Genomic DNA, 19,119 nt, shown 5'->3' with positions numbered 1-19,119 from the left:
CGCCTGATCGCTTTTGCGTCAAGAAACGGTCAAACGCTCAGTCGATGACCGGACCTTCAACTCGGGCAGCAGCTCGATCCGTTCGCCGGTCGTGCTCTCCCCGCGCAGCTTCCTCAGCAGCAGCTCGGCGGCCACCCGCCCGACCTCGGTCTTCGGTGGCGCGACGGCGGTGAGCGGGATGCTGCCGAGCGCCGCGACCACGTCGTCGTAGGCGACGACGGAGACCCCGCCCGGCACGCTCACCCCGGCGTCGACGAGCTGCTGGACCAGGATCAGCGCGTCCACGTCACCGTGCAGGATCATCGCGGTCGCCTTGCGGGCCTTCACGACCTCCACCAGGCCGAGCCCGGGGTCGCTGCCCATCGCGACCGCCAGGTCGAGCCCCTCGCGGGTGATCTCGGCAAACGCTTTCCGCAACGCCCGCGCCGTCGGGCTGTCGTCCCGCGCGGCCAAGATGACCCGCCGGTGCCCGAGCGCCCTGAGGTGCTCGACGGCGAGCTGCATGCCGTACCAGTGGTCCGAGCACACCGAGCTCATGGCCCGCAGCGCCCCGCCCGGCCGCCGTTCCATGAGGACGGTCGGCACGCCGGTCCCGGCCAGCCACGAGTCAGCGAGCTCCTCCTCGTGCGTCCGCCACCGCGGCGCGATCAGCAGGCCCTGCACGGGTTCCTGCAGCGCCCGTTCGACGATCGGCCGCTCCGCGCCCCTGACCTGCGGCGCGATGTGCAGCACCACCCGCAGGCCGGCCTCCTCGAGGGCTTTGCGGGCACCGTTCATCGTCTCGTACAGGTAGGTGTGCCGTTCCGGGACGACCAGCGCGACCGCGCCGTTGACCTGCTGGTGCACCACCGGCTGCGCGACCGGCACCAGTGACCGCACCACGCCGTGCCCGCGCCGCAGCCGCCCGCTCTGCGCGAGCTCCTCGACGTCGCGCCGCACGGTGACGACCGAGACGTCCAGTTCGGTCGCGAGGTCGCTCACCCGCACCGCACCGCGTGAGGCGACCACGGCCAGGATTCGCTGCCTGCGCACTTCGCCGACCTCGCGCATGGGCCTCCTACCGCGCCACTTCCCTGATCGTTTGACCGTTTGCCGGGAGCATAACCCGCGGTGTCGCGACCGCACCGGCAACCGCGCCGGCCGCCGTGACCCCGGCCGCCACGAACGCCGCCGTCCGCACGGACGTGCCCTCGGCGATCAGCGGCCCCGCGACCGCACCCACGACCGTCGCAAACGCTTCCACCACCAGGAAAACGGCGCCGATCCGCCCGAGGAACCCGTTGGGCACGACCCGTTGCAGCACCGTCTGCGGCACGACCAGCGCCACCGACCCGCACACCCCGACCACCACCGCCGCCCCGGCCGCGCCCACCGTCCCGCCCGCCGTGAACAACCCGACGAACCCCGCCGCAACCCCGAGCTGCGCCACCGCCAGCACCGTCCGCGGCTGCACCCGGCCCACCCACCGGTTGACCACCGCTCCGGCGAGGAACCCGATCCCCAGCGCCGACAACACCACCCCGACCTGCGCCGCACCTCCCAGCTCCCGCACCCCGAACGGCACCAGCACCGCCGACAACGACGCGTTCGCCGCGAGGAACACCCCGCTCAACGGCAACAGCACCCGCGCCACCGGCACCCCGGCGAGCACCCCGACCCCCTCCCGCAGCCCAGGCTTCGCCACCCCTGCCACCGACCGCGCCCTCGTCAACGCGATCGCACCCGCCGACACCAGGTAACTGGCGACGTCGACGACCACCAACGCCTCGAACCCGGCCCACAACAACAACACCCCACCCAACGGCGGCCCCGCCAACCGCACGACGCCGTCGGTGGCGGCGTTCCACGAGTTGGCACTCGTCAGCCGCTCCCCCACCCCGACCACCGCCGGCACGAAGGCCTGCGCCGCAGGCCGAAAGGCCACCGCCCCGGCACTTTCCACGACCACCGCCACGTAGATCGCGGCCGGCGTGCCCACCACCATCCCCGCAACCGCACCGGCCCGCACAAGATCGGCCACGACCATGACCCGCCGCCGATCCCACCGGTCGACCACCACCCCGGCCCACACGCCGAGCAGCAACGCCGGCAGGTGCTCCGCCGCCAACGCCAGCCCGGTCGCGACCACCGACCCGGTCACCGCGTACACGTGCGCCGGCACCGCCACCACCAACAGCCACGACCCGAGCAGGCTCACCGCACGCCCACCCCACAACAGCCGGAAATCCCGAAGCCCCCAGGCGCTCATACTCACAAGATAGAGACAGCCCTGGAGTGTTCTGTCAAGATAGGCAGTGTGAACGCTTCTTCCGCGGACTCGTCGGACTCTCCGGGCTCTCTGGGCTCAACCCTGCGCGCCCTTCGCCAGGCCACCGGCCGCACGGTCGCGTCGGTGGCCGCCGACGCCGGCCTCTCGGTGCCCTACATCGCGAACCTGGAGAACGACCGCGGCAACCCCACAGCCGGTGCGCTGACCCGGCTGGCCACGGCGCTGGGCACCACGCTGCGGATCGAGTTCGGCGCCCCGGCCCCGGCAGCTCCGGGGCCGGCCGCGCTGCCGCCGTCACTGGTCCGGCTGCGGCGCACCGAGCGGTTCCGGCGGGCGGTGGCCGAGCTCGACGCCGATCCGGGCGACGTGATCACGGCGCTGGCGGGGCTTGCGCGGGTGGTGGACGGCGGTGAGCAGGACTGGTGGCGGGTGCTGGATGCGCTGGTGCTGATTGCGCGCCATCCGGCGTGAGCGGGTGTCACCTCGCTCGACACAGCTCCCACTTCCCCAACACGACTCCAACAGCGCAGAATCGCCCCCAAGCCCAGGAGGGAGCACAGATGCCGAGGCTCAACGACGTCGGCGGCCAGACCACGTTCGGCCCCGTCGAGGAGGAACTGGACGAACCGCCGTTCCACCACGACTGGGAGGCCCACGTGCTCGCCATGAACCGGTCGCTGATCGGGCGCGGCATCTACAACCTCGACGAGTTCCGGGACGCGGTCGAGCGGACGATGTCGCACGAGTCGTCCTACTACGAGAACTGGTTCCGGGCGATCGGGACGTTGCTGCGGGAGAAGGGCCATGTCTGAGCGGCACAGGTCTGAGCGGTACGGGATGGGCGCGCGCGTCCGCACGTCCACAGTGGACCCGGACCACCACACGCGGCTGCCGCACTACGCGCGTGGCAAGCGGGGGACGGTGGTCGGCAGTGAAGGTGCGCACCCGTTGGCCGATGACCGGGCGCGGGGGTTGGACGTGCCGCCGCAGCCGGTGTACGCGGTGCGGTTCACGGCGCGGGAGTTGTTCGGGCACGGCGATCACACGGTGACGCTGTCCTTGTGGGAGGACTACCTCAGCGATGACTGACCATCACGACGACGCCCCGATCGCGGCGCAGGTGCGCGAGCTCGAAGCGCTGCTGGAGGAGAAGGGGTTGCTGGACGCGCGGGAGCTCGACCGCGCGTTGGAGGCGTTCACGGCGAACGCCTCGCCGGCCAACGGGTTCCGGGTGGTCGCCAGGGCGTGGGTCGACGAGGACTTCAAGGCGAGGCTGCTCGACGACGCCAACGCCGCCCTGCCGGCGATCGGCCTGTCCATGAGCAGTGGTCTTCAGGTGCAGGCGCTCAAGGTCGTCGAGAACACGCCGGACGTGCACAACGTGGTCGTCTGCACGCTGTGCTCGTGCTACCCGATCGCGCTGCTCGGGCCGTCGCCCACCTGGTACAAGAGCCCGGCCTACCGCTCGCGAGTCGTCACGCACCCGCGTGAGGTGCTCGCGCAGTTCGGGTTCGTCCCGCCCGACGACGTCGAGATCCGGGTGTGGGACGCGACCGCCGAGACGCGGTACCTCGTGCTGCCTCGGCGCCCTGCGGACACCGAGCACCTCGGCGAGGACGAACTGCGGGCGCTGGTCACGCGCAACGGCCTGATCGGCACCGCAGCCGTCTGAAGTCCGCTCTAGTGCGACACGGGCTCGACGCAGCTGCCCTCACCGGTGGTGCCCTGCACGAACAACCGGATCACGCCCGCCGACAGGTCGCCGTTCAGGCACGTGACCCGTTGTCCCGCCCTGGTCTCCATCGAGAAGAACACCAGCGTCGGCCGCTGTTCGACGTGGGGCCGGTGCTCGGCGAGCGCCTTGCGGACGGGGGCGGCGGACAGGTCTCCGGCTGCGCAGATCGGTTCGAGTACCGGGAGGACCCGTTTGATCAGGTCGCGGCCGGCCTGCACCCCGTCGGCGGGCAGCGACTTGCGCTGCTTCCACCTGTTGTTCTCCGCGTTGTGCGGTGCGACGTCGGGGCCGACACCCGCGGTCGGCCCGTCGAGGGGCGCGGCGGGCGGCTGCTCGACGACCGGTTCCGGGATCTGCTCCTCGACCTTGCACGGCCCGGTCACCGCCACGGTCAGGCCGGGCGGGTCCGGCGGTGGTGTCGGCACGACCTCCACCGTCGGCGCGCACGCGGCGCAGCACAGCAGTCCGACCAGTGCCCCCAGCACTTTGCCCATGACCGCAGACTCTTGCACAAAACGCCGGCGCGCGCGTCCGATCGCCGCAAAGCAGTCCCCCGGCCCGCAACGCGAGGAGCCGCCCGGCCCCTGCGGCCGAGCGGCTCCGCGTCACCGCACCCGCGAGTGCGATGAGGCGATGACCACCGCGGCGGCGACGGTCACCAGGTTCTTGAGGACGTACTGGGCCTCGAACGTCGGCTGCACCGGTCCCGCCCACATCTCCGCGGGGAAGAGCACCAGCGGTGTCGACACCACGACGACGTGACCGACGAGCAGTGCCGCGCTCACGAGGGGAACGCGGAAGCTCAGCAGCACCAGCGCGATCGCGATCTCCGTGAGGGCGGCCGTCACCCTCGCGAGGTCCCCGTGGACGATCCCGAACGTCAGTGCGGACACCGTGCGTTCGACGAGGTCCTGTGCGGGACTGCCACCGGGGAAGAGCTTCAGCACGCCGAACCAGAGGTACACGATCCCCAGTCCGATGCGCAGCAGCGGTGTGCCGGCCTCACCCGTGAACCGGGTGAGCCTTTCCTCCGCGCTGTGCCGGCGGGTCATTCCTGGACGCAACATCGATCTCCCTCTCCTGTCTGGCTGCCACCACCCGGCCAGACAGGAGGAACGAGGGGGATCAGGCGCCGGCCGGCCCGGCGACCGGGTCGCCCAGCGGGTTCAGCAGGTCCGCCTTGCCCTCGAACGCGAACAGCAGCAGGTCGACCATCCGGAACGTCGAGCTGTCCGGTCCGAGCGTGGGCCGCCAGTACGGCGAGCGCACGATCGAGATCCGGCTGCCCTCGATGGCCCGGTGGAACACCTCGGCGGTGATGCGGCCTCCGACAGGTCCCAGCCGCCCGCTGTTCAGCTCCGCCTCGCGCAGCACGTAGAACCACAGCGGCGTCGCCTCGACGAGCTCCGCCTTCTGCTCGTCGGTCAGCGCGTCGAGCGACACGCCTCCCGGTCCGCCGGTCAGGAGCTGCTCGGCGGTGAGCGGTTCGACGCCCATGAGCCCGGCCATCTGCTGGCCGCTCGCGAGGTCCATCATGCCGGCGCGGGTCAGGTTCCGGAACGCGAGGTTGCGCTCGACGTCCCGGAACTGCGTGCCGCGGCCGCCGAACGTGCCCGCCGGCAGTGCGGTGAGCGGGTTGACCAGCAGCGTGTCGATCTCCTTCGCGACGTTGCCGCCACCGATCTCCGCGGGCGGCACCAGGTCGTCGCGCCCCGCCTCGGCGAAGTCGTAGAGCCGCCGGAAGTCCGCGATCCAGTTGCTGGGCAACGTGAAGATCGGGCCCCGGTTGACGTCGTCGAGGTCGGCGGGCGTCTGCGAGCTCGGGTCGAAGTTGCCCGCCACGCCGGTGAACGTGAACAGCGCGAACAGCGTCGCGATCCCGCCGGGACCGGTCGAGTTGAACACCCGGTTCCACTGGTAGGCGCCGCGGATCATGCTGTGCCCCAGCCGGTACGACGCGACCGAGAACTCGATCGGCATCGTCGGCGTGTTGTCGCGGCCGTGGCAGCGGCCGGGCACCTCGAAGAACCGGCGGCCGTTGGTGAAGACGTCGTCCACGATCGCCGGGTCGACGATGCGCGGCAGGAAGTCCGTCTTCAGCATGTACTGGTAGTGCCGCACCACCAGCTCCTTGGCCGCGCGGAACAACCGCTCCCCGGTCAGGCCGGTGAGCGCGAGCTCGTCGACCACCCGGTTGTGGAAGCGGATGAACGCCAGGTGCGTCTGCGCCACCACCAGGTTCTCGTCGTTGCGCGCGTCCGGGATCAGCGGCAGCCGCCGGTCCGCCGCCGTGCCCGCGTCCCCGCCGCGGCGCGGCAGGTCGAAGCCCTCGAACGGCACGTTGGTGCCCTCGTCCGGGAACGGCACCGGCGTCGTCGTGCCGACCTTGAGCTTCACCCCGTCCTCGGCGTAGAACACCCGGTCGTCGCGGTCACGCGGCCCCCGCCCGTAGACCGAGTCGAGGTCGAGCGCCGGCGAGCGGCCCTGCAACAGCTCGTCCAGGTTGACCTCGCTGCCCAGCTGCGCCTCGGTGCGGTCCATCGTGAGGTCGTGGTCCACGAACTGCCCGAGGTAGGTGAACCCCGCCGGCACGGCCGGGTCCTCCGAGTCGGGCTGCGCCACGGCCGGGCCGGGCGCCATCGCGGTCGCGAGCGCCACCCGCAGCTCCTCGCTCGTCCCGGTGCCCTTGGGCCCCAGGCGCGAGAACCGGAACCGTCGCAGCTCCTCCGTCGTGGAGGGCCGGCGGGTGGTGGCCTCGCCGTTCTCGCCGAATTCCAGCACACCTTCGCCCACGACGAAGAAACTGTCGCGCGAATGCCTTTTCATGTCTCCCCCTGTGTTCCCCTGATCCAGGCGACCTGTTCTCCCCAACAAGCACCTGCCCCAACGCCAGTCTCCAGACGGTGGAAAACACCGTCGAAGCTTTCGAGGAAACCCAAAACGTCGTCACGCAGCGGATACGAGGCGGTCGGAATGATTTTTTTCGAAAGGATCTTCCGACAGCCACGCCGGGCGGCCTGGAATCTTTCCGGTGAATGGGGATTCGGAGCCCGCGGCACGGGGTACCCACAAGAATGCTCTCTGTCACGACCACGGCGTCGTCCGGCGTCTCCACGCTGCTCACGGTGGCCGGAGTGCTCGACAAGAACGGCGCGGAACGCCTGCTGTCCCGGCTCGACCGGCTCCTCGACCAGGGTCACCGGCGGCTGGTGCTGGACCTCGGCGGCGTCGAGTTCTGCGACTCCAGCGGGGTGAGCGCCCTCGTCCGCGGGCACGCGCGGGCGTCCTCGGCGGCGGGCGGGCTGCGGATCTCGGAGGCCTCGCCGCAGGTGCTGAAGGTGCTGGAGATCTCCGGTCTGGCACGGATGTTCGGACTTCAGTCCACTGTGGACTCACAGGCGGCGGCCGTCCGGTCCTGACCTCCCGGCCGGCGGGCGGGGAGCGGACCGTGCACATCGGATCGGCCGGGATGCCATGATGGCGGGGTGGAGTCCACGCGCATCGACCGCTGGCTGTGGGCGGTCCGGCTGACGAAGACCCGTCCCGACGCCGCCGCCGCGTGCCGTGGCGGGCACGTGCGCATCAACGACAAGCCGGCCAAGCCCTCCACGGTCGTCGTGCCCGGTGACGAGGTGCGGGCCCGCGTGGGCGACCGGACGAAGATCGTCGAGGTCGTGCGGGTGATCCAGAAACGGGTCGGTGCCGCGGATGCCTCGACGTGCTTCATCGACCGCACACCGCCTCCGCCGAAGGACGTGCCGGTGGTGGCGCAGCGCGAACGCGGTGCCGGGCGGCCGACGAAGCGCGAACGCCGGGTGCTCGACCGCTTCCGGTCACAGGGCTAGGCGCTCCACCGCGTCGGCGAGCTCGGTGAGCGCTGAGCCCAGCGGCAGGTCTACCCGCACGGTGGCGTACCGGTCGCCGCGGGTCTCGCCGCGGTTGATGATCGCGACCGGCAGCCCGGCCTCGGCTGCGCGGCGGACGAACCGCAGGCCCGACATCACGGTCAGCGAGGAACCCAGCACCAGCAGCGACTTCGCGCCGGCGACGAGGTCGTAGCACTGCTCGACGCGCGGGCGCGGGACGTTCTCGCCGAAGAACACGACGTCCGGTTTGAGCACACCGCCGCACGCCGGGCAGTCGACGACCGCGAAGCCGCGCACCTGCTCCTCGGGCAGGAACACGTCGCCGTCGGGGTTGATCTCGGTCGTGGTGGCGGCGAAGTCCGGGTTCGCCTCGCGCAGCCGCCGGTCGAGCTCGGCGCGCGGCGACAGCAGGCCGCAGCCCAGGCAGACCACCCGGTCCAGGCCGCCGTGCAGCTCGACGACGTCGCGGGTGCCCGCCGCCTGGTGCAGGCCGTCGACGTTCTGGGTGATCACGCCGGACAGCCGCTCGTCCAGCCGGGTCACGGCGTGGTGGCCCGCGTTGGGGTGGGCGCGGGCGATGGTGCGCCAGCCGACGTGGCTGCGCGCCCAGTAGCGCTGCCGGCCCGCGGCGCTGGTGGTGAACTCCTCGTAGGTCATCGGGGTGTGCCGGCGCAGGGAGCCGCCCTCGCCGCGGTAGTCGGGGATGCCGGACTCGGTCGACAGGCCCGCGCCGCTGAGCACCAGGACCCCGCCGCGTTCGACGAGACCCACGACCTCGGTCAGGTCGGAGGTGCGCGGCAACGGAGGGCCCGAAGGCGACCAGGTCAGCGTGGGCCGTGTCCGCACGTCACCAGCTTACGTGCCACTGGCGGAGCTCGGCCTCCGCTGCGGCCGCGTTGCCCGCCGACGGGGCCGTGACCAGCGCGAACTGCCGTCCGGGGCCGCCGGTGAGGAGCAGCTCGTCCCCGTTCACCGCGGCGTTCGCGGAGCTGACCACGAGCGGTGAGCGCAGCGACTCCGGCAGGTGCACCTCCGTCGGTGCGGGGCCGCCGGTCGAGTCCCAGACCAGGACCGCGAACGGCGCCGAGCCGACCAGCGCGCGCACGGCGGGCAACGGGATCTGCTGCCAGGTCTGGTGCACGCGGTCCTCGTAGGTGAACGCGAGCGTGGTGCCCGCGACGGCCTGCGGGTAGACGCGGTCCACGACCGCGCGGTCGACGGTGAACACCGGGGTGCCGGCCGCGTCGAGCCTGATCGCCGAGAAGTGCTCGTCGTTCATGGCGTCGCCCTCGGTCTTGACCTTGTCCGGGTTGTCGTTCATCAGCTCGTGGTGGCGGTCGTAGCCGGTGTCCCAGTGCCACTGGCTGCCCGAGACCACGGTGCCGCGCGGCGCCGACCACCACTGCGCGCCCGCCGCGGTCGAGTCGAGGGCCTGGTACATCGCCTTGAGCACCGAGGCGTTCTTGTCGGAGGTGAAGCCGGCGACCGGGTGCCCGAACTCCGACACGATGGCCGTGGTGCCGAGCGCGTGCGCGCGGGAGCGGATGGTGTTGAACGCCGCGACGTACTGGCCGTCCGACGCCTTGCCGGGCATGAGGACGCCGGACTGCGCTTTGCCGTCGTAGAAGTGCGAGTTGAACACGAACCGCTCACCGAGGGCGGGCACGAGCGTGAGACCGCCGGGTTCGGCGAAGAAGTCGACGTTCTGGTTCCAGAACACGAGCGGTTCGACGAACGCCGCCTTGTGCGCCCAGCCCTCGGCGTCCATCTCCGCGCGGAACCGGCGGTAGAACGGCATCAGGAGGTCACGCTCCCACGTCTGCGAGGTCTGGCCCTGGTCGTACCGGCCGGCGTACGGCTCGTTGAGCGGGTCGACGCCGGCGACGAGCTTGAACTCGGCGGCGGGCAACGCTTCCCGCACGTGTCGCAACGCCTCGCCCGCGGCTGCGATGAACGAGTCCTGCACACCGTTGCGGTTGTGCCAGAAGTCGTGGGTGGCTGCGGTGACCGCGGTGTTGTTCTTCATGTTCTGCCCCCAGTGGAAGCAGAGGCCGCACGACTCCTGCGGGTACCCGCTCGCGGCCCACGCCGGTGCGCCGTCGCCGGTGTACCAGCTGCCGGGGTTGAACAGGTACCGCGAGTACAGGTCCTGGTGGAAGTCGAGGTAGACCCGGAGGCCCTGGCCGGTGAACGCGCGCAGCTGCTCGGTCATCCGCTGCAGGTAGCCGTGGTCGATCCGGCCGCGCTGCGGTTCGACCCACGCCCAGGTGAGCAGGAACCGCACGGCGTTCGCCCCGGTCAGCCGCTTCATCAGCTCGGCGGACCGGCGCGCGTCCGCGGTGGTGGCGAACGGCAGGCCGCGGTGCTCGGCGAGCTTGGCCGTGCCGGAGACGTTGAAGCCGCGCAACACCACCTCGCGGCCGTGCTCGTCGCGCAGGACCCCGCCGGAGACGCGCAGCTCGGTGCCGTCGAACGACTCCGCGCGCACGGGCGTGACCAGGGAGGAGAACAGGAACAGCACAGCCAGGAGAACCGATCGCCGCATCGCCGCCGCCTTTGCCGAACATGAACGAGGTTCATGTTGGACCGTAGCGGATGCGGTCGGACCGGACCAGCGGCCGATCAGCCCTCTGAACAGCTGCCCGAGCAGCGGGGTGGCGCGGAACGAACGGCTCCGCGCCACCCTGGGTTCACCGAACCGCAGCCGGTCAGCTGAACGCGTCCGCGACCAGTCCCGCCACCTGGGCCACCAGCGGCTCGTCCGCCCCGGCCTTCGGGTCCTCCGGCTTGGTGACCAGCACGGCGATCACGATCGGCGCGCGGCCGGGCGGCCAGGCGATGCCGACGTCGTTGGTGGTGCCGTAGCTGCCGGTGCCGGTCTTGTCGCCGAGCCGCCACTCACCGGGCAGGCCGGCGCGGATGCGGTTGGCGCCGGTGGTGTTGGCGAGCAGCCAGTCGGTCAGCTGGCGGGCGTCCGGCCGTTCGAGCGCGTGGCCGACGGTCAGGCGGGCGTAGGACTGACCGATCGCCCGCGGCGAGGTCGTGTCGAGCTCCTGCCACGGTTCGGCGGAGTTGAGCTCGGGCTCCCAGCGGTCCAGGCGCGTGACCGGGTCGCCGATCGAACGGCAGAACCGGGTGACGGCGCTCGGGCCGCCCAGCTCGCGCAGCAGGAGGTTGGCCGCGGCGTTGTCGCTGTAGGTGATGGTGGCCTCGCACAGGGCCCTGACGGTCATGCCGTTCGCGAGGTTCTCCGGCTTGCCGGTGATGGGCCCGTAGCCGGACTTCTCGACCTCCGCGGAGGTGTAGCGGACGACCTTCCCGAGCAGCGCGCCGTCCTGGTCGCGCCGCAGCACCGCCCCCGCGACGAGCGTCTTGAACACCGAGCAGATCGGGAAGCGCTCGTTCGACCGGTGCAGGACCGTCCTGCCGGTTCCCGTGTCGCTCGCGAAGACGCCCAGCCGGGCACCGTGCTGCCGTTCCAGGTCCCGCAGCCGGCCGGTGATCGGTGAGGCCTGCGCCTGCGCGGGCACCGCGACGGCCAGTGCGGCCCCCGCCCCCAACGCCAGCGCTACCCGACGGTTGACTCCCAACGCATTGTCCCCTTTCCACGTAACCCCTCGCCCACCAGGACGCGCTGGAGATCAACTGGTTGCCCGGCGGTCAGCAGACGCGCCGCCAGCAGGCCAGGAACGCGAGCGCCGCCGCGACCGACCCGGCCGACGCGAGCGACCCCGCGCCCAGGTAGATCACCCACTCGTCCGCGCCGAGCCCCTCCCTGGCCAGCGGTACCGCCCACAGGAACACGCCGAGCACGAGCGACACCAGGCCGCCCAGCGCCCAGAACACGACCAGCACCACGCGTGGTTTCTTGCTGGGCCCCTCGTACCGTTCGAGCGCTCCCCTTCTGGCGAGCCACCAGGACGCCAGCGCCGCGACCGCCAGCGCGATGGCGTCCGCGGCCAGCGTGTCGCTGAGCCGGTGCCACTTCGCGACCAGCGTGTACTGCCCGATGCCGACCGCCCACGGCAGGACGAAGAACAGCATCACGCCGCGCCACCGGTACGGCACCACGATCACCGCCGCGAACAGCACCGTCATGGCGATCGTCGTGTGCCCGCTGGGCAGGCTGTTGTGCGCGTAGTCGCCGGTGACCTGCACCAGCGCCGGCCGCGGCAGCACGAACCGCTTGAGCACCTGCACCACGGCCTGCCCGGCGACGATCACCCCGACGGCGGCGACGGCCAGGTCCCAGCGCTTGCGCAGGACCCCGACGAGCGCCACGGCCACGACGGCCGCCGCGAGCGAGTAGACGGTGATGTCCCCCAGCGCCTGCCAGGCGGCGTCCGTTTCGGACACGTCGTCCTGGTCGGCGCCGCGCAGGGCGGCGTTCTCGATGGTCTGACCGGCTCTGGTCAGCACGGCGAGCACGTAGACGACCGCCGCCACCACGAAACCTGAGACCGCCACCACCGGCCAGCGTCGAGAGTTCACGCGCAGGAGTCTGCTGCTGTTCTGATCAACTCGCCTGTCGAAGATCGGCGATGCGGTCGAGCACGGCCGTGACGGCGAGCATCACGCCGTAGTCGAACTCGGCGCGCCGGTCGAACCGCGCGAGCTGCGGGGCGAGCGCCGCCACGGCGGGCAGACCGGAGCCGGCGAGCACCTCCGCGCGGGAGCCGTCCGGGTCGCCGAACGCCGGGGCCGCTGCCACCTCGCGCAGCAGGGTGCCGACCAGCGTCGCGAGCAGCATCCGCAGCAGGTGGACGGCCTCCGCGGCCGGTGCGCCTGCGTCGAGCAGCACGGTCAGCACCGCGTCCACCGGGGCGAGGCCCTCCAGCGAGCCGAGCTGCCGGGTCAGCACGAGGGGCGCGGCCTGCGGGTGCTCCAGGGCCCGCGTGCGGAAGCTGTCGGCGATGGCGTGCAGGTCGTGGCGGGGGTCGCCGGTGCGTGCGGGCAGTGTGAGACCGGCCAGCAGGTGCTCGGCGACCGCGTCGAGGAGGTCGTCCTTGCCGGCCACGTGGTTGTAGAGGCTCTTCGGGTCGACCCCGAGGACGCGCGCGACCGACCGCATGCCCACGGCCGCCGTCCCCTCCGCGTCCAGGACCTGCAACGTCGCCGCCACGACCGCCGCGCGCGACAGCACGGCGGCGCCCTTGGGCGGCCTGCCCCGACGGGTCATGCCCACCACCCCTTGCTCGAACCCACGCCGTGGACCTACTTTAACCCACACCGTGGGTAAATGGAGGAGAGACATGCGATCGCGGTTCGACATGCCCGGTGAAGAGGTCCTGAAGGCGCGCGAGAAGCTCGTGCTCGACCACTTCCACGACGAGGTGGTGCACGACTGGGACGCGACCCTCTCGACGTTCCCGCACCCGCACTACGAGCTCATCGCGCAGATGGTCGTGCACGACGGCGACGAGGACGTGCGGCGGTACTACGCCGACACGCGCACGGCGTTCCCCGACCAGGACCACGAGCTGATCGCGTTGCGGCACAGCCACGACGCGGTGATCGTCGAGTTCTGGCTGCTGGGCACGCACCTGGGGCCGCTGGGCAAGATCCCGCCGACGGGCGGGAGGCACCGCACGCGCATGACGGCGTACTTCGTGTTCGACGAGGACGAGAACCTGGTCACCGAACGCGTCTACTTCGACCAGCTGACCGTCCTCAAACAGGTGATCAGCGGCATCGACCGGCGCTCACCGCGCGGGCTCGCGAAGCTGTTCAAGGTGATGAGGGGCATGCTCGCGATGTCCGGCGGCAAACCCGACCCGCGCCTCACCGCCACCACCCCACCCGCACTCTGACCCCCTGCTTCTGGCAGATGCCTGGGCAAACAGGGGGTTAGAGGCGGATCAGTTTGCGTTCCACGGCGGTCGTCACGGCCGCCGTGCGCGTCTCCACGCCGAGCTTGTCGAAGATCCGCACCAGGTGGGTCTTCACGGTGGCCTCGCTGATGAACAACGCCCTGGCGATCTCCCGGTTCGACAGGCCCTTGGCCAGGTGCTCCAGGATCTGCACCTCACGGCGGCTGAGCTTCGGCGCCGGACGGCGGACCTGGCTCAGCAGCCGTTGCGCGATGTCGGGCGACAGCACGGTCTGGCCGCTCGCCGCGGTGCGCACGGCGGCGGCGAGGTCCTCTGGCGCGCAGTCCTTGAGCAGGTAGCCGATCGCGCCGGCCTCGACCGCGCGCACGATGTCGGCGTCCGAGTCGTACGTCGTGAGCACCACGACCTGCGGCGGCGACGGCAGCGCGCGAATCCTCGTGGTGGCCTCGACACCGTCGATGCCCTTGCCCAGCTGGAGGTCCATCAGCACGACCTCCACAGTGGACGCCAGCTCGACGGCGCGTTCACCGGTCGGCGCCTCCACCACCTCGAAGTCGCGCGACAGCAGTCCGACCAGTCCGAACCGGACCACCGGGTGGTCGTCGACCACCAGCACCCTCACGGCGTCGGCACCGTCACGGCCACGGCGGTTCCCTCCCCCGGCGCGCTCTCCACGGACACCGTGCCACCCAGCTCGGTGATGCGCCCGCGGATCGAGGCCAGGCCGTAGCCGCGGCCCTCCACCGGCACGACCGCGGCCGGGTCGAACCCGCGGCCGTCGTCCACCACGTCCAGCGTCACCGCGTCCCCCAGGTACGACAGCGTGATCGCCACCCGCGCGGCACGGGCGTGCTCGGCGGCGTTGGCCACGGCGCCCTGCGCGACCCGCAGCAGCGCCACCTCGGTCTGCACGCTCAACGGGTACGGCTCGCCGTCGACCTCGACGTGCGGGCACAGCCGGTGCAGCGCGTCGACCAGCGTGCCGCGGATCGGCGCGAGGTCGCGGACGAACCGGCGCGCCTCGGCGAGGCTGTCCCTGGCGACGGTGGCCGCGCGGTCGTGCTCTCCCAGCTCCAGCAGCAGGGTGATGCTGGAGAACCCCTGCGCCAGCGTGTCGTGGATCTCGCGGGCGACCCGCTGGCGTTCCTGCAGCGCCCCCGCCTCGCGCAGCAGCCGCGCCCGGTCGAAGAACACCGCCGCCGTCAGCACCGCCACCCCGATCGGCCCGAGCACGAGGCTGAGGTCGAACGCCGCCGCCAGCCGGATCTGCGCCAGCACCACCGCGCACGTCAGCACGCCCGCGATCGGCAGCGCGCCCCGCGGCCGCAGCTGCCGCAGGCACTGGAAGAACAGCGGGATCGCGCACCACCCGAAGCTCGGCGCGACCCACACGAGCACCAGCCACACCGCGAGCACGACCGGCAACGCCCGCGTCCACCGCACCCCCGCCGGGTACGCGAGCCCCAGCGCCGCGGTCAGGCCGAGCACCAGCACGCCGGCGCCGTGGTACGTCGCGTACCGCGCCGCCGACGCCGTCAACAGCACGTAGAAGCCCGCGTGCATCGCCCGGTGCAGCCACACGTCGGCGACTGTAGGCGAGCGGTGCCGGTGCGCGGGTCAACCGATGGGTTGAACGCCGGTTCAACCGTCACCACCAGGTTCCCGCTGCTCCCGTTCGCGATCGTGGAGCACATGGACATCAAGAAGATCGCAGTCGCCACCCTCGTCGTGCTGACCGTCGGCGGCGGCTACGCGGCCGCCGACCAGCGCACCACGACCCGCACCGAGAAGGTGCTGACCATCGACGCCGCCGTCCGCGCCGCCCAGGCCACCCTCGACGCGGCCGAGAAGGAGAACCAGCGGGTCACGGTCGCCGTCGTCGACCGCGGCGGCGACCTGGTCGTGCTGCTCGCGGGCGACGGCGCCGGCCCGCAGACCGAGGAGTCAGCGCGGCGCAAGGCGTTCACCGCGGTGTCGTTCGGCGCGCCGACCTCGGAGCTCGCCGGTCGCGTGACCGGGCAGGGCGCGACGCTGCGGGACATCCCGGGGACGCTGTTCCTGGGCGGCGGGGTGCCGGTGGCCGTGGACGGCACGCCGGTCGCGGGCATCGGGGTCGGCGGGGCGCCCAGCGGTGACCTGGACGAGAAGTTCGCACGGGCGGGACTTGCGACGCTGCGCTGACAGGGGGCGTCAGGGGTGCTGGCGGGGCCGCCAGTCCCGGCGCGTGCCGTGCCGAGCGGCCCGGTCAGTCCTGGTGTTCCCGTGCGTGGCGGGCCACGTGCCGCCCCGGTTCCGGCCGCTTCGCCATCAGCAGCACCACGACGGCGGTGATGAGCCCGAGCGTGGCCAGCACGGCGGCCACGGCGCGGGCACCGGGGTGGTCGAGGACCAGCGTGCAGATCGTCAACGCCAGCACCACGGCGGCGATCGGGCCGATGACGGCGATGTGGCCGGCGGGCTCGGTGCGGTCCTCGCGCTGGTCCAGCGGGGCGAGCGGCGGGAGCTGGGCGACGGGCTCGAAGGGCGCCATCGTCTCGACCGTCTCGAAGTGCCCGCGGGAGGGCAGGTGAGGAGGCGTCACGTACGCACCTTTGGTCGGGGGCCGAAAACCATCGTGCCCGACGCGGGCACGCCGGGGCAAACCTCGCACCGGCACCCGGCGCCGTGGTCCCATGTGCGGCGGAACGACAGGAGGTCGACATGTGCCGGTGGCTCGCCTACTCCGGTTCACCGGTGTTGCTGGAGGACATCCTCTACCGGCCGGAGAACTCGCTCGTCATGCAGAGCAAGCACGCCCGGCTCGGCGCGACGGCGGTGAACGGCGACGGGTTCGGCATCGGCTGGTACGGCGCGGTCACCGGCACGCCGGGGCTGTTCCTCAGCACCGAGCCGGCGTGGAACGACCGCAACCTGCGCGAGCTGGCGGCGCAGATCACCGCGGACCGGGTGTTCGCGCACGTCCGGGCGTCGACGGGGGCCGCAGTGCAGCGCACGAACTGTCACCCGTTCCGGTACAAGAACTGGCTGTGGATGCACAACGGGCTCATCGCGAAGTTCCCGCTGGTGCGCCGCGAGCTCGCGCTGGCCGTGACGCCGGAGCTGTACCCGCTGATCGAGGGGTCGACGGACTCGGAGGTCATGTTCTACCTGGCCGTCGGGTTCGGCCTGGAGCAGGACCCGACGGGCGCGGTGGCGCGGATGGTGGCGTTCGTCGAGGACGTCGGCCACCGCAACGGGGTCGAGTTCCCGGTCCAGATGACGGTCGCGACCACGGACGGCACGACCACGTGGGCGTTCCGCTACTCCAGCCGCGGCAGGTCGCGCAGCCTCTTCCACAGCGCGGACCTGTCGACGTTGCGCGACCAGTACCCGGACAACCCGGCGTTGCACGACCTCGCGGACGGGTCGCGGCTGATCGTGTCCGAACCGCTGGGCGACCTGCGCGGGGCGTGGCTGGAGGTGCCGGAGTCGACGTGCGTCGTCGTCCGGGCCGGGGTGGAGGAGTTCTTCCCGTTCCGGCCGGAGGCCTCGGCGCTGGTGCCGCGCGGCTGAGCCGGAGCAGGACCGCGCCGAGACCGTCAGTCACGCGACAACGGCTGCGCGCACAGACGTCCTGCCGTCCCACCACCGCCGGCCCAGCGGTGAGCGCACGTGTCACCGCCGGGCCCGCCGGTCACCCGATCAGAAATCCCTGTTCCTCGATCGCACGGTCATACGACCACCGTTCCTCCTGTTCTCGAACGAACGATCAGCAGCGCTGCACGGTCGCGAGCGCCGCCGCCGCACCGAGTGCCCTGAGCACCGCCGCGAGGTGCGGTGCTTCTTCACTTCCCCGTCGCACGGCCGCGAACACGTGCCGGGTGGGTTGTTCCGCGTCGAGCACCCTGATCACCACGTCCTCGGGCGGTGCAGCGGTGATCAGCCGGGGCACCAGAGCGAGGCCCAGCCCGAGTCCCACCGCGCCCAGCGTCGTGTCCCAGTCGGCGATCTCGTGCACGATCTCCGGCGTGAACCCGGCGGTGACGCACGCGGCGAACGAGATGTCGCGGCACGTGCCGGGGGTGGGGAAGATCCACGCCTCGCCGGACAGGTCCGCCAGCCGCACCACCGGCGCGTCCGCCAGCGGGTGACCCACCGGCAGCGCCACGTCGAACCGCTCGGCGAACAGCGCGAGCCGGTGGAACCGCCGGTCGGTCGCCGCCGGGCTCTCCTTGGACTCCACGCTCAGCACGACGTCGACGTCCCCGCGCACCAGCTGGTCGAACGAGTGCGGCGGATCGGACTCCACCAGCCGCACCACCACCCCGGGCAGGGTGTCGCGCAGCTCGCGCACCGCGGGCAGCACGAGCCCGGACAACGTGGCCGCGAACCCCGCGACCCGCACCTCGGCCACCGAGCCCTCCGAGTAGGCCGCGAGGTCGGCCTGCACCCGTTCCAGCTCGGCGAAGATCTCGTTGGCGCGCCTGAGCAGCACGCGGGCGGCGTCGGTGAGGCGCACCCGGCGGCCCGCGGGCTCGACCAGCCGGACCCCCGCCTCCTTCGACAGCGACACGAGCTGCTGGGACACGGCCGACGGCGTGAGGTGCAACGCCTGGGCCACCGCGGCGACGGTGCCCCGCTCGTCGAGTTCGCGCAGCATCCGCAGCTTGCGGACGTCCAGGTCTGCCATCACGCGGCCAGCGCGCCGGCTAGCTGGGCCCTGCGGTGGATCCCGAGCTTGCGGTAGATGCTCGTGATGTGCAGCTCCACCGCGCGGACCGACACCCGGAACCTGGAAGCGATCTCACGGTTGGTCCGGCCGTCCACGATGAGCGTGGCGATGCGCTGCTCGTGCGCTGTCAGCGCGCGGCTCCCCATCGAGGATCCGGATGGGCGAGAAGCCATAGGAATTCCCGATTGCTGCGGCTCCGCCTCCTTTCCGGACGGACCGGGAAGGCCGTCGAGGAACCCGCGCCATTCACGAATCCTGATACCGCGCAACAACTTTCCGCGAACGTACGGATCGGCGGCCACCAAACGGCGGACAGTGACGTCGTCCTCGGCCTCGCACAGCAGCAACCCACCGGACTCGTCGGCGTACGGGCCACCCCCCAGCAGGACCCCGCGCCCCGCCAGCTCTTCCCAGTACCGCCGGTGAGCGGGCCGAACGCCGGCTAACCGCTCGTGTTCCGGCCCGAACACCATCTCGACGACAAAGCGCGCCATGCCGATCCCCCCTGCCGAAGCGTTGACCGCACCAGTGAGTACGTCAGTACAAACTTGAACGCAAGACCTAGTTTGAGTGTAGGTGCCCCGGTTCCATCCTGCGAGACCGAGCTTCACCGCATTGCCCGAGTACACCGGCAATTGCGTACTTTCACTACCAGGAGGCGCGACGCTGCGGCTAAACTTGACTCTGGGTACATAGTTGTACTGGGA

24 protein-coding genes are annotated in these 19,119 nt (G+C 71.6%); 9 read left to right on the top strand and 15 right to left on the bottom strand.

Annotation, left to right across the window (positions count from 1 at the left end; translation table 11 throughout):
* Window positions 1-18: 18 nt before the first annotated feature.
* Window positions 19-1,050: a substrate-binding domain-containing protein gene (locus ACZ7CH_RS05725; RefSeq protein ID WP_470373259.1), complete on the bottom strand. Its 1,032-nt coding sequence runs from the start codon at window positions 1,048-1,050 to the stop codon at window positions 19-21.
* Window positions 1,051-1,057: 7 nt separating this feature from the next.
* Window positions 1,058-2,248: an MFS transporter gene (locus tag ACZ7CH_RS05720; RefSeq protein ID WP_470373258.1), complete on the bottom strand. Its 1,191-nt coding sequence runs from the start codon at window positions 2,246-2,248 to the stop codon at window positions 1,058-1,060.
* On the opposite strand from ACZ7CH_RS05720, the gene ACZ7CH_RS05715 reads away from it, so the two are divergent.
* The 4 genes from ACZ7CH_RS05715 to ACZ7CH_RS05700 all read left to right on the top strand — a co-directional run bounded on the left by ACZ7CH_RS05715 (window position 2,150) and on the right by ACZ7CH_RS05700 (window position 3,941).
* A complete protein-coding gene (locus ACZ7CH_RS05715; protein ID WP_470373257.1) occupies window positions 2,150-2,740 on the top strand; it encodes a helix-turn-helix domain-containing protein in 591 nt (196 codons plus the stop codon). The genes ACZ7CH_RS05720 and ACZ7CH_RS05715 overlap by 99 nt on opposite strands.
* 89 nt (window positions 2,741-2,829) lie before the next feature.
* Window positions 2,830-3,081: a hypothetical protein gene (locus ACZ7CH_RS05710; RefSeq protein WP_360398745.1), complete on the top strand. Its 252-nt coding sequence runs from the start codon at window positions 2,830-2,832 to the stop codon at window positions 3,079-3,081.
* Window positions 3,074-3,358 (top strand): SH3-like domain-containing protein, encoded by a 285-nt coding sequence (locus ACZ7CH_RS05705; protein WP_360398748.1) that lies wholly within the window; start codon window positions 3,074-3,076, stop codon window positions 3,356-3,358. Before ACZ7CH_RS05710 ends, ACZ7CH_RS05705 begins: the two co-directional genes overlap by 8 nt.
* Complete coding sequence (locus tag ACZ7CH_RS05700; protein ID WP_470368681.1) at window positions 3,351-3,941, top strand: nitrile hydratase subunit alpha; 591 nt, start codon at window positions 3,351-3,353, stop codon at window positions 3,939-3,941. Before ACZ7CH_RS05705 ends, ACZ7CH_RS05700 begins: the two co-directional genes overlap by 8 nt.
* 8 nt (window positions 3,942-3,949) lie before the next feature.
* On the opposite strand, the gene ACZ7CH_RS05695 is transcribed toward ACZ7CH_RS05700, so the two are convergent.
* From ACZ7CH_RS05695 to ACZ7CH_RS05685, 3 genes are all read right to left on the bottom strand, one after another.
* Complete coding sequence (locus tag ACZ7CH_RS05695; protein ID WP_470373256.1) at window positions 3,950-4,498, bottom strand: hypothetical protein; 549 nt, start codon at window positions 4,496-4,498, stop codon at window positions 3,950-3,952.
* 111 nt (window positions 4,499-4,609) lie between these two features.
* Window positions 4,610-5,071: a hypothetical protein gene (locus tag ACZ7CH_RS05690; RefSeq protein WP_470373255.1), complete on the bottom strand. Its 462-nt coding sequence runs from the start codon at window positions 5,069-5,071 to the stop codon at window positions 4,610-4,612.
* 58 nt (window positions 5,072-5,129) lie between these two features.
* Window positions 5,130-6,830 carry a peroxidase family protein gene (locus tag ACZ7CH_RS05685; RefSeq protein WP_360398760.1) on the bottom strand — a complete coding sequence of 567 codons (1,701 nt, stop codon included), beginning with the start codon at window positions 6,828-6,830 and terminating at the stop codon, window positions 5,130-5,132.
* A gap of 248 nt (window positions 6,831-7,078) precedes the next feature.
* Here ACZ7CH_RS05685 and ACZ7CH_RS05680 point away from each other — a divergent pair, with 248 nt between their 5' ends.
* Together ACZ7CH_RS05680 and ACZ7CH_RS05675 are read left to right on the top strand one after the other, a co-directional pair.
* Entirely contained in the window at window positions 7,079-7,423 is a 345-nt protein-coding gene (locus ACZ7CH_RS05680; protein ID WP_470368684.1) for an STAS domain-containing protein, read from the top strand.
* Between the two features lie 66 nt (window positions 7,424-7,489).
* Window positions 7,490-7,849 carry an RNA-binding S4 domain-containing protein gene (locus tag ACZ7CH_RS05675; protein WP_458433452.1) on the top strand — a complete coding sequence of 120 codons (360 nt, stop codon included), beginning with the start codon at window positions 7,490-7,492 and terminating at the stop codon, window positions 7,847-7,849.
* On the opposite strand, the gene ACZ7CH_RS05670 is transcribed toward ACZ7CH_RS05675, so the two are convergent.
* From ACZ7CH_RS05670 to ACZ7CH_RS05650, 5 genes are all read right to left on the bottom strand, one after another.
* Complete coding sequence (locus tag ACZ7CH_RS05670) at window positions 7,838-8,716, bottom strand: NAD-dependent protein deacetylase (protein WP_458433453.1); 879 nt, start codon at window positions 8,714-8,716, stop codon at window positions 7,838-7,840. The two genes, ACZ7CH_RS05675 and ACZ7CH_RS05670, sit on opposite strands and share 12 nt — an antisense overlap.
* 1 nt (window position 8,717) lies before the next feature.
* Window positions 8,718-10,415, bottom strand: a complete 1,698-nt coding sequence (locus ACZ7CH_RS05665) for a cellulase family glycosylhydrolase (protein ID WP_470373254.1) — start codon at window positions 10,413-10,415, stop codon at window positions 8,718-8,720.
* Between the two features lie 163 nt (window positions 10,416-10,578).
* The gene (bla, locus tag ACZ7CH_RS05660; RefSeq protein WP_470368894.1) at window positions 10,579-11,436 is read right to left on the bottom strand and encodes a class A beta-lactamase; all 858 of its coding nucleotides are present in this window, start codon (window positions 11,434-11,436) and stop codon (window positions 10,579-10,581) included.
* Between the two features lie 94 nt (window positions 11,437-11,530).
* The gene (locus ACZ7CH_RS05655) at window positions 11,531-12,361 is read right to left on the bottom strand and encodes a phosphatase PAP2 family protein (RefSeq protein WP_470373253.1); all 831 of its coding nucleotides are present in this window, start codon (window positions 12,359-12,361) and stop codon (window positions 11,531-11,533) included.
* A gap of 25 nt (window positions 12,362-12,386) precedes the next feature.
* Window positions 12,387-13,049 carry a TetR/AcrR family transcriptional regulator gene (locus tag ACZ7CH_RS05650; protein ID WP_470373252.1) on the bottom strand — a complete coding sequence of 221 codons (663 nt, stop codon included), beginning with the start codon at window positions 13,047-13,049 and terminating at the stop codon, window positions 12,387-12,389.
* A 73-nt stretch (window positions 13,050-13,122) separates the two neighbouring features.
* Between ACZ7CH_RS05650 and ACZ7CH_RS05645 the strand changes: the two genes are divergently transcribed.
* Complete coding sequence (locus ACZ7CH_RS05645) at window positions 13,123-13,680, top strand: ester cyclase (protein ID WP_470373251.1); 558 nt, start codon at window positions 13,123-13,125, stop codon at window positions 13,678-13,680.
* Between the two features lie 37 nt (window positions 13,681-13,717).
* Here ACZ7CH_RS05645 and ACZ7CH_RS05640 read toward each other — a convergent pair whose 3' ends face one another.
* Window positions 13,718-14,323 (bottom strand): response regulator, encoded by a 606-nt coding sequence (locus tag ACZ7CH_RS05640; protein ID WP_458433457.1) that lies wholly within the window; start codon window positions 14,321-14,323, stop codon window positions 13,718-13,720.
* On the bottom strand, window positions 14,320-15,282 hold the full coding sequence (locus ACZ7CH_RS05635; RefSeq protein WP_470373250.1) for a sensor histidine kinase: 963 nt from the start codon (window positions 15,280-15,282) through the stop codon (window positions 14,320-14,322). The genes ACZ7CH_RS05640 and ACZ7CH_RS05635 overlap by 4 nt, the downstream gene beginning before the upstream one ends.
* Before the next feature lie 111 nt (window positions 15,283-15,393).
* On the opposite strand from ACZ7CH_RS05635, the gene ACZ7CH_RS05630 reads away from it, so the two are divergent.
* Window positions 15,394-15,882: a GlcG/HbpS family heme-binding protein gene (locus ACZ7CH_RS05630; protein WP_470368689.1), complete on the top strand. Its 489-nt coding sequence runs from the start codon at window positions 15,394-15,396 to the stop codon at window positions 15,880-15,882.
* 64 nt (window positions 15,883-15,946) lie between these two features.
* Here the strand turns inward: ACZ7CH_RS05630 and ACZ7CH_RS05625 are convergent, their stop codons facing one another.
* On the bottom strand, window positions 15,947-16,282 hold the full coding sequence (locus tag ACZ7CH_RS05625; RefSeq protein WP_360401780.1) for a hypothetical protein: 336 nt from the start codon (window positions 16,280-16,282) through the stop codon (window positions 15,947-15,949).
* Window positions 16,283-16,401: 119 nt separating this feature from the next.
* On the opposite strand from ACZ7CH_RS05625, the gene ACZ7CH_RS05620 reads away from it, so the two are divergent.
* The gene (locus tag ACZ7CH_RS05620) at window positions 16,402-17,253 is read left to right on the top strand and encodes a class II glutamine amidotransferase (RefSeq protein WP_360401777.1); all 852 of its coding nucleotides are present in this window, start codon (window positions 16,402-16,404) and stop codon (window positions 17,251-17,253) included.
* Window positions 17,254-17,449: 196 nt separating this feature from the next.
* Here the strand turns inward: ACZ7CH_RS05620 and ACZ7CH_RS05615 are convergent, their stop codons facing one another.
* Both ACZ7CH_RS05615 and ACZ7CH_RS05610 read right to left on the bottom strand, forming a co-directional pair.
* Window positions 17,450-18,370, bottom strand: a complete 921-nt coding sequence (locus ACZ7CH_RS05615) for a LysR family transcriptional regulator (RefSeq protein WP_360401792.1) — start codon at window positions 18,368-18,370, stop codon at window positions 17,450-17,452.
* Window positions 18,370-18,906, bottom strand: a complete 537-nt coding sequence (locus ACZ7CH_RS05610) for a LuxR C-terminal-related transcriptional regulator (protein ID WP_360401774.1) — start codon at window positions 18,904-18,906, stop codon at window positions 18,370-18,372. Before ACZ7CH_RS05610 ends, ACZ7CH_RS05615 begins: the two co-directional genes overlap by 1 nt.
* Between the last annotated feature and the right edge of the window lie 213 nt (window positions 18,907-19,119).

Source organism: Lentzea sp. NPDC037011 (assembly GCF_055607425.1).
The sequence above is the reverse complement of the archived record's forward strand: the minus strand, read 5'-3'. Positions and strand labels throughout refer to the sequence as shown.

Bases quoted from the DNA above. Each gene is read 5' to 3' on its own strand.
- ACZ7CH_RS05695 (WP_470373256.1), bottom strand. From the start codon at position 4,498: ATGGGCAAAGTGCTGGGGGCACTGGTCGGACTGCTGTGCTGCGCCGCG.
- ACZ7CH_RS05610 (WP_360401774.1), bottom strand. From the start codon at position 18,906: ATGGCGCGCTTTGTCGTCGAGATGGTGTTCGGGCCGGAACACGAGCGG.
- ACZ7CH_RS05725 (WP_470373259.1), bottom strand. From the start codon at position 1,050: ATGCGCGAGGTCGGCGAAGTGCGCAGGCAGCGAATCCTGGCCGTGGTC.
- ACZ7CH_RS05685 (WP_360398760.1), bottom strand. From the start codon at position 6,830: ATGAAAAGGCATTCGCGCGACAGTTTCTTCGTCGTGGGCGAAGGTGTG.
- ACZ7CH_RS05615 (WP_360401792.1), bottom strand. From the start codon at position 18,370: ATGGCAGACCTGGACGTCCGCAAGCTGCGGATGCTGCGCGAACTCGAC.
- ACZ7CH_RS05705 (WP_360398748.1), top strand. From the start codon at position 3,074: ATGTCTGAGCGGCACAGGTCTGAGCGGTACGGGATGGGCGCGCGCGTC.
- ACZ7CH_RS05650 (WP_470373252.1), bottom strand. From the start codon at position 13,049: ATGACCCGTCGGGGCAGGCCGCCCAAGGGCGCCGCCGTGCTGTCGCGC.
- ACZ7CH_RS05710 (WP_360398745.1), top strand. From the start codon at position 2,830: ATGCCGAGGCTCAACGACGTCGGCGGCCAGACCACGTTCGGCCCCGTC.
- ACZ7CH_RS05720 (WP_470373258.1), bottom strand. From the start codon at position 2,248: ATGAGCGCCTGGGGGCTTCGGGATTTCCGGCTGTTGTGGGGTGGGCGT.
- ACZ7CH_RS05680 (WP_470368684.1), top strand. From the start codon at position 7,079: ATGCTCTCTGTCACGACCACGGCGTCGTCCGGCGTCTCCACGCTGCTC.
- ACZ7CH_RS05645 (WP_470373251.1), top strand. From the start codon at position 13,123: ATGCGATCGCGGTTCGACATGCCCGGTGAAGAGGTCCTGAAGGCGCGC.
- ACZ7CH_RS05620 (WP_360401777.1), top strand. From the start codon at position 16,402: ATGTGCCGGTGGCTCGCCTACTCCGGTTCACCGGTGTTGCTGGAGGAC.
- ACZ7CH_RS05700 (WP_470368681.1), top strand. From the start codon at position 3,351: ATGACTGACCATCACGACGACGCCCCGATCGCGGCGCAGGTGCGCGAG.
- ACZ7CH_RS05630 (WP_470368689.1), top strand. From the start codon at position 15,394: ATGGACATCAAGAAGATCGCAGTCGCCACCCTCGTCGTGCTGACCGTC.
- ACZ7CH_RS05665 (WP_470373254.1), bottom strand. From the start codon at position 10,415: ATGCGGCGATCGGTTCTCCTGGCTGTGCTGTTCCTGTTCTCCTCCCTG.
- ACZ7CH_RS05690 (WP_470373255.1), bottom strand. From the start codon at position 5,071: ATGTTGCGTCCAGGAATGACCCGCCGGCACAGCGCGGAGGAAAGGCTC.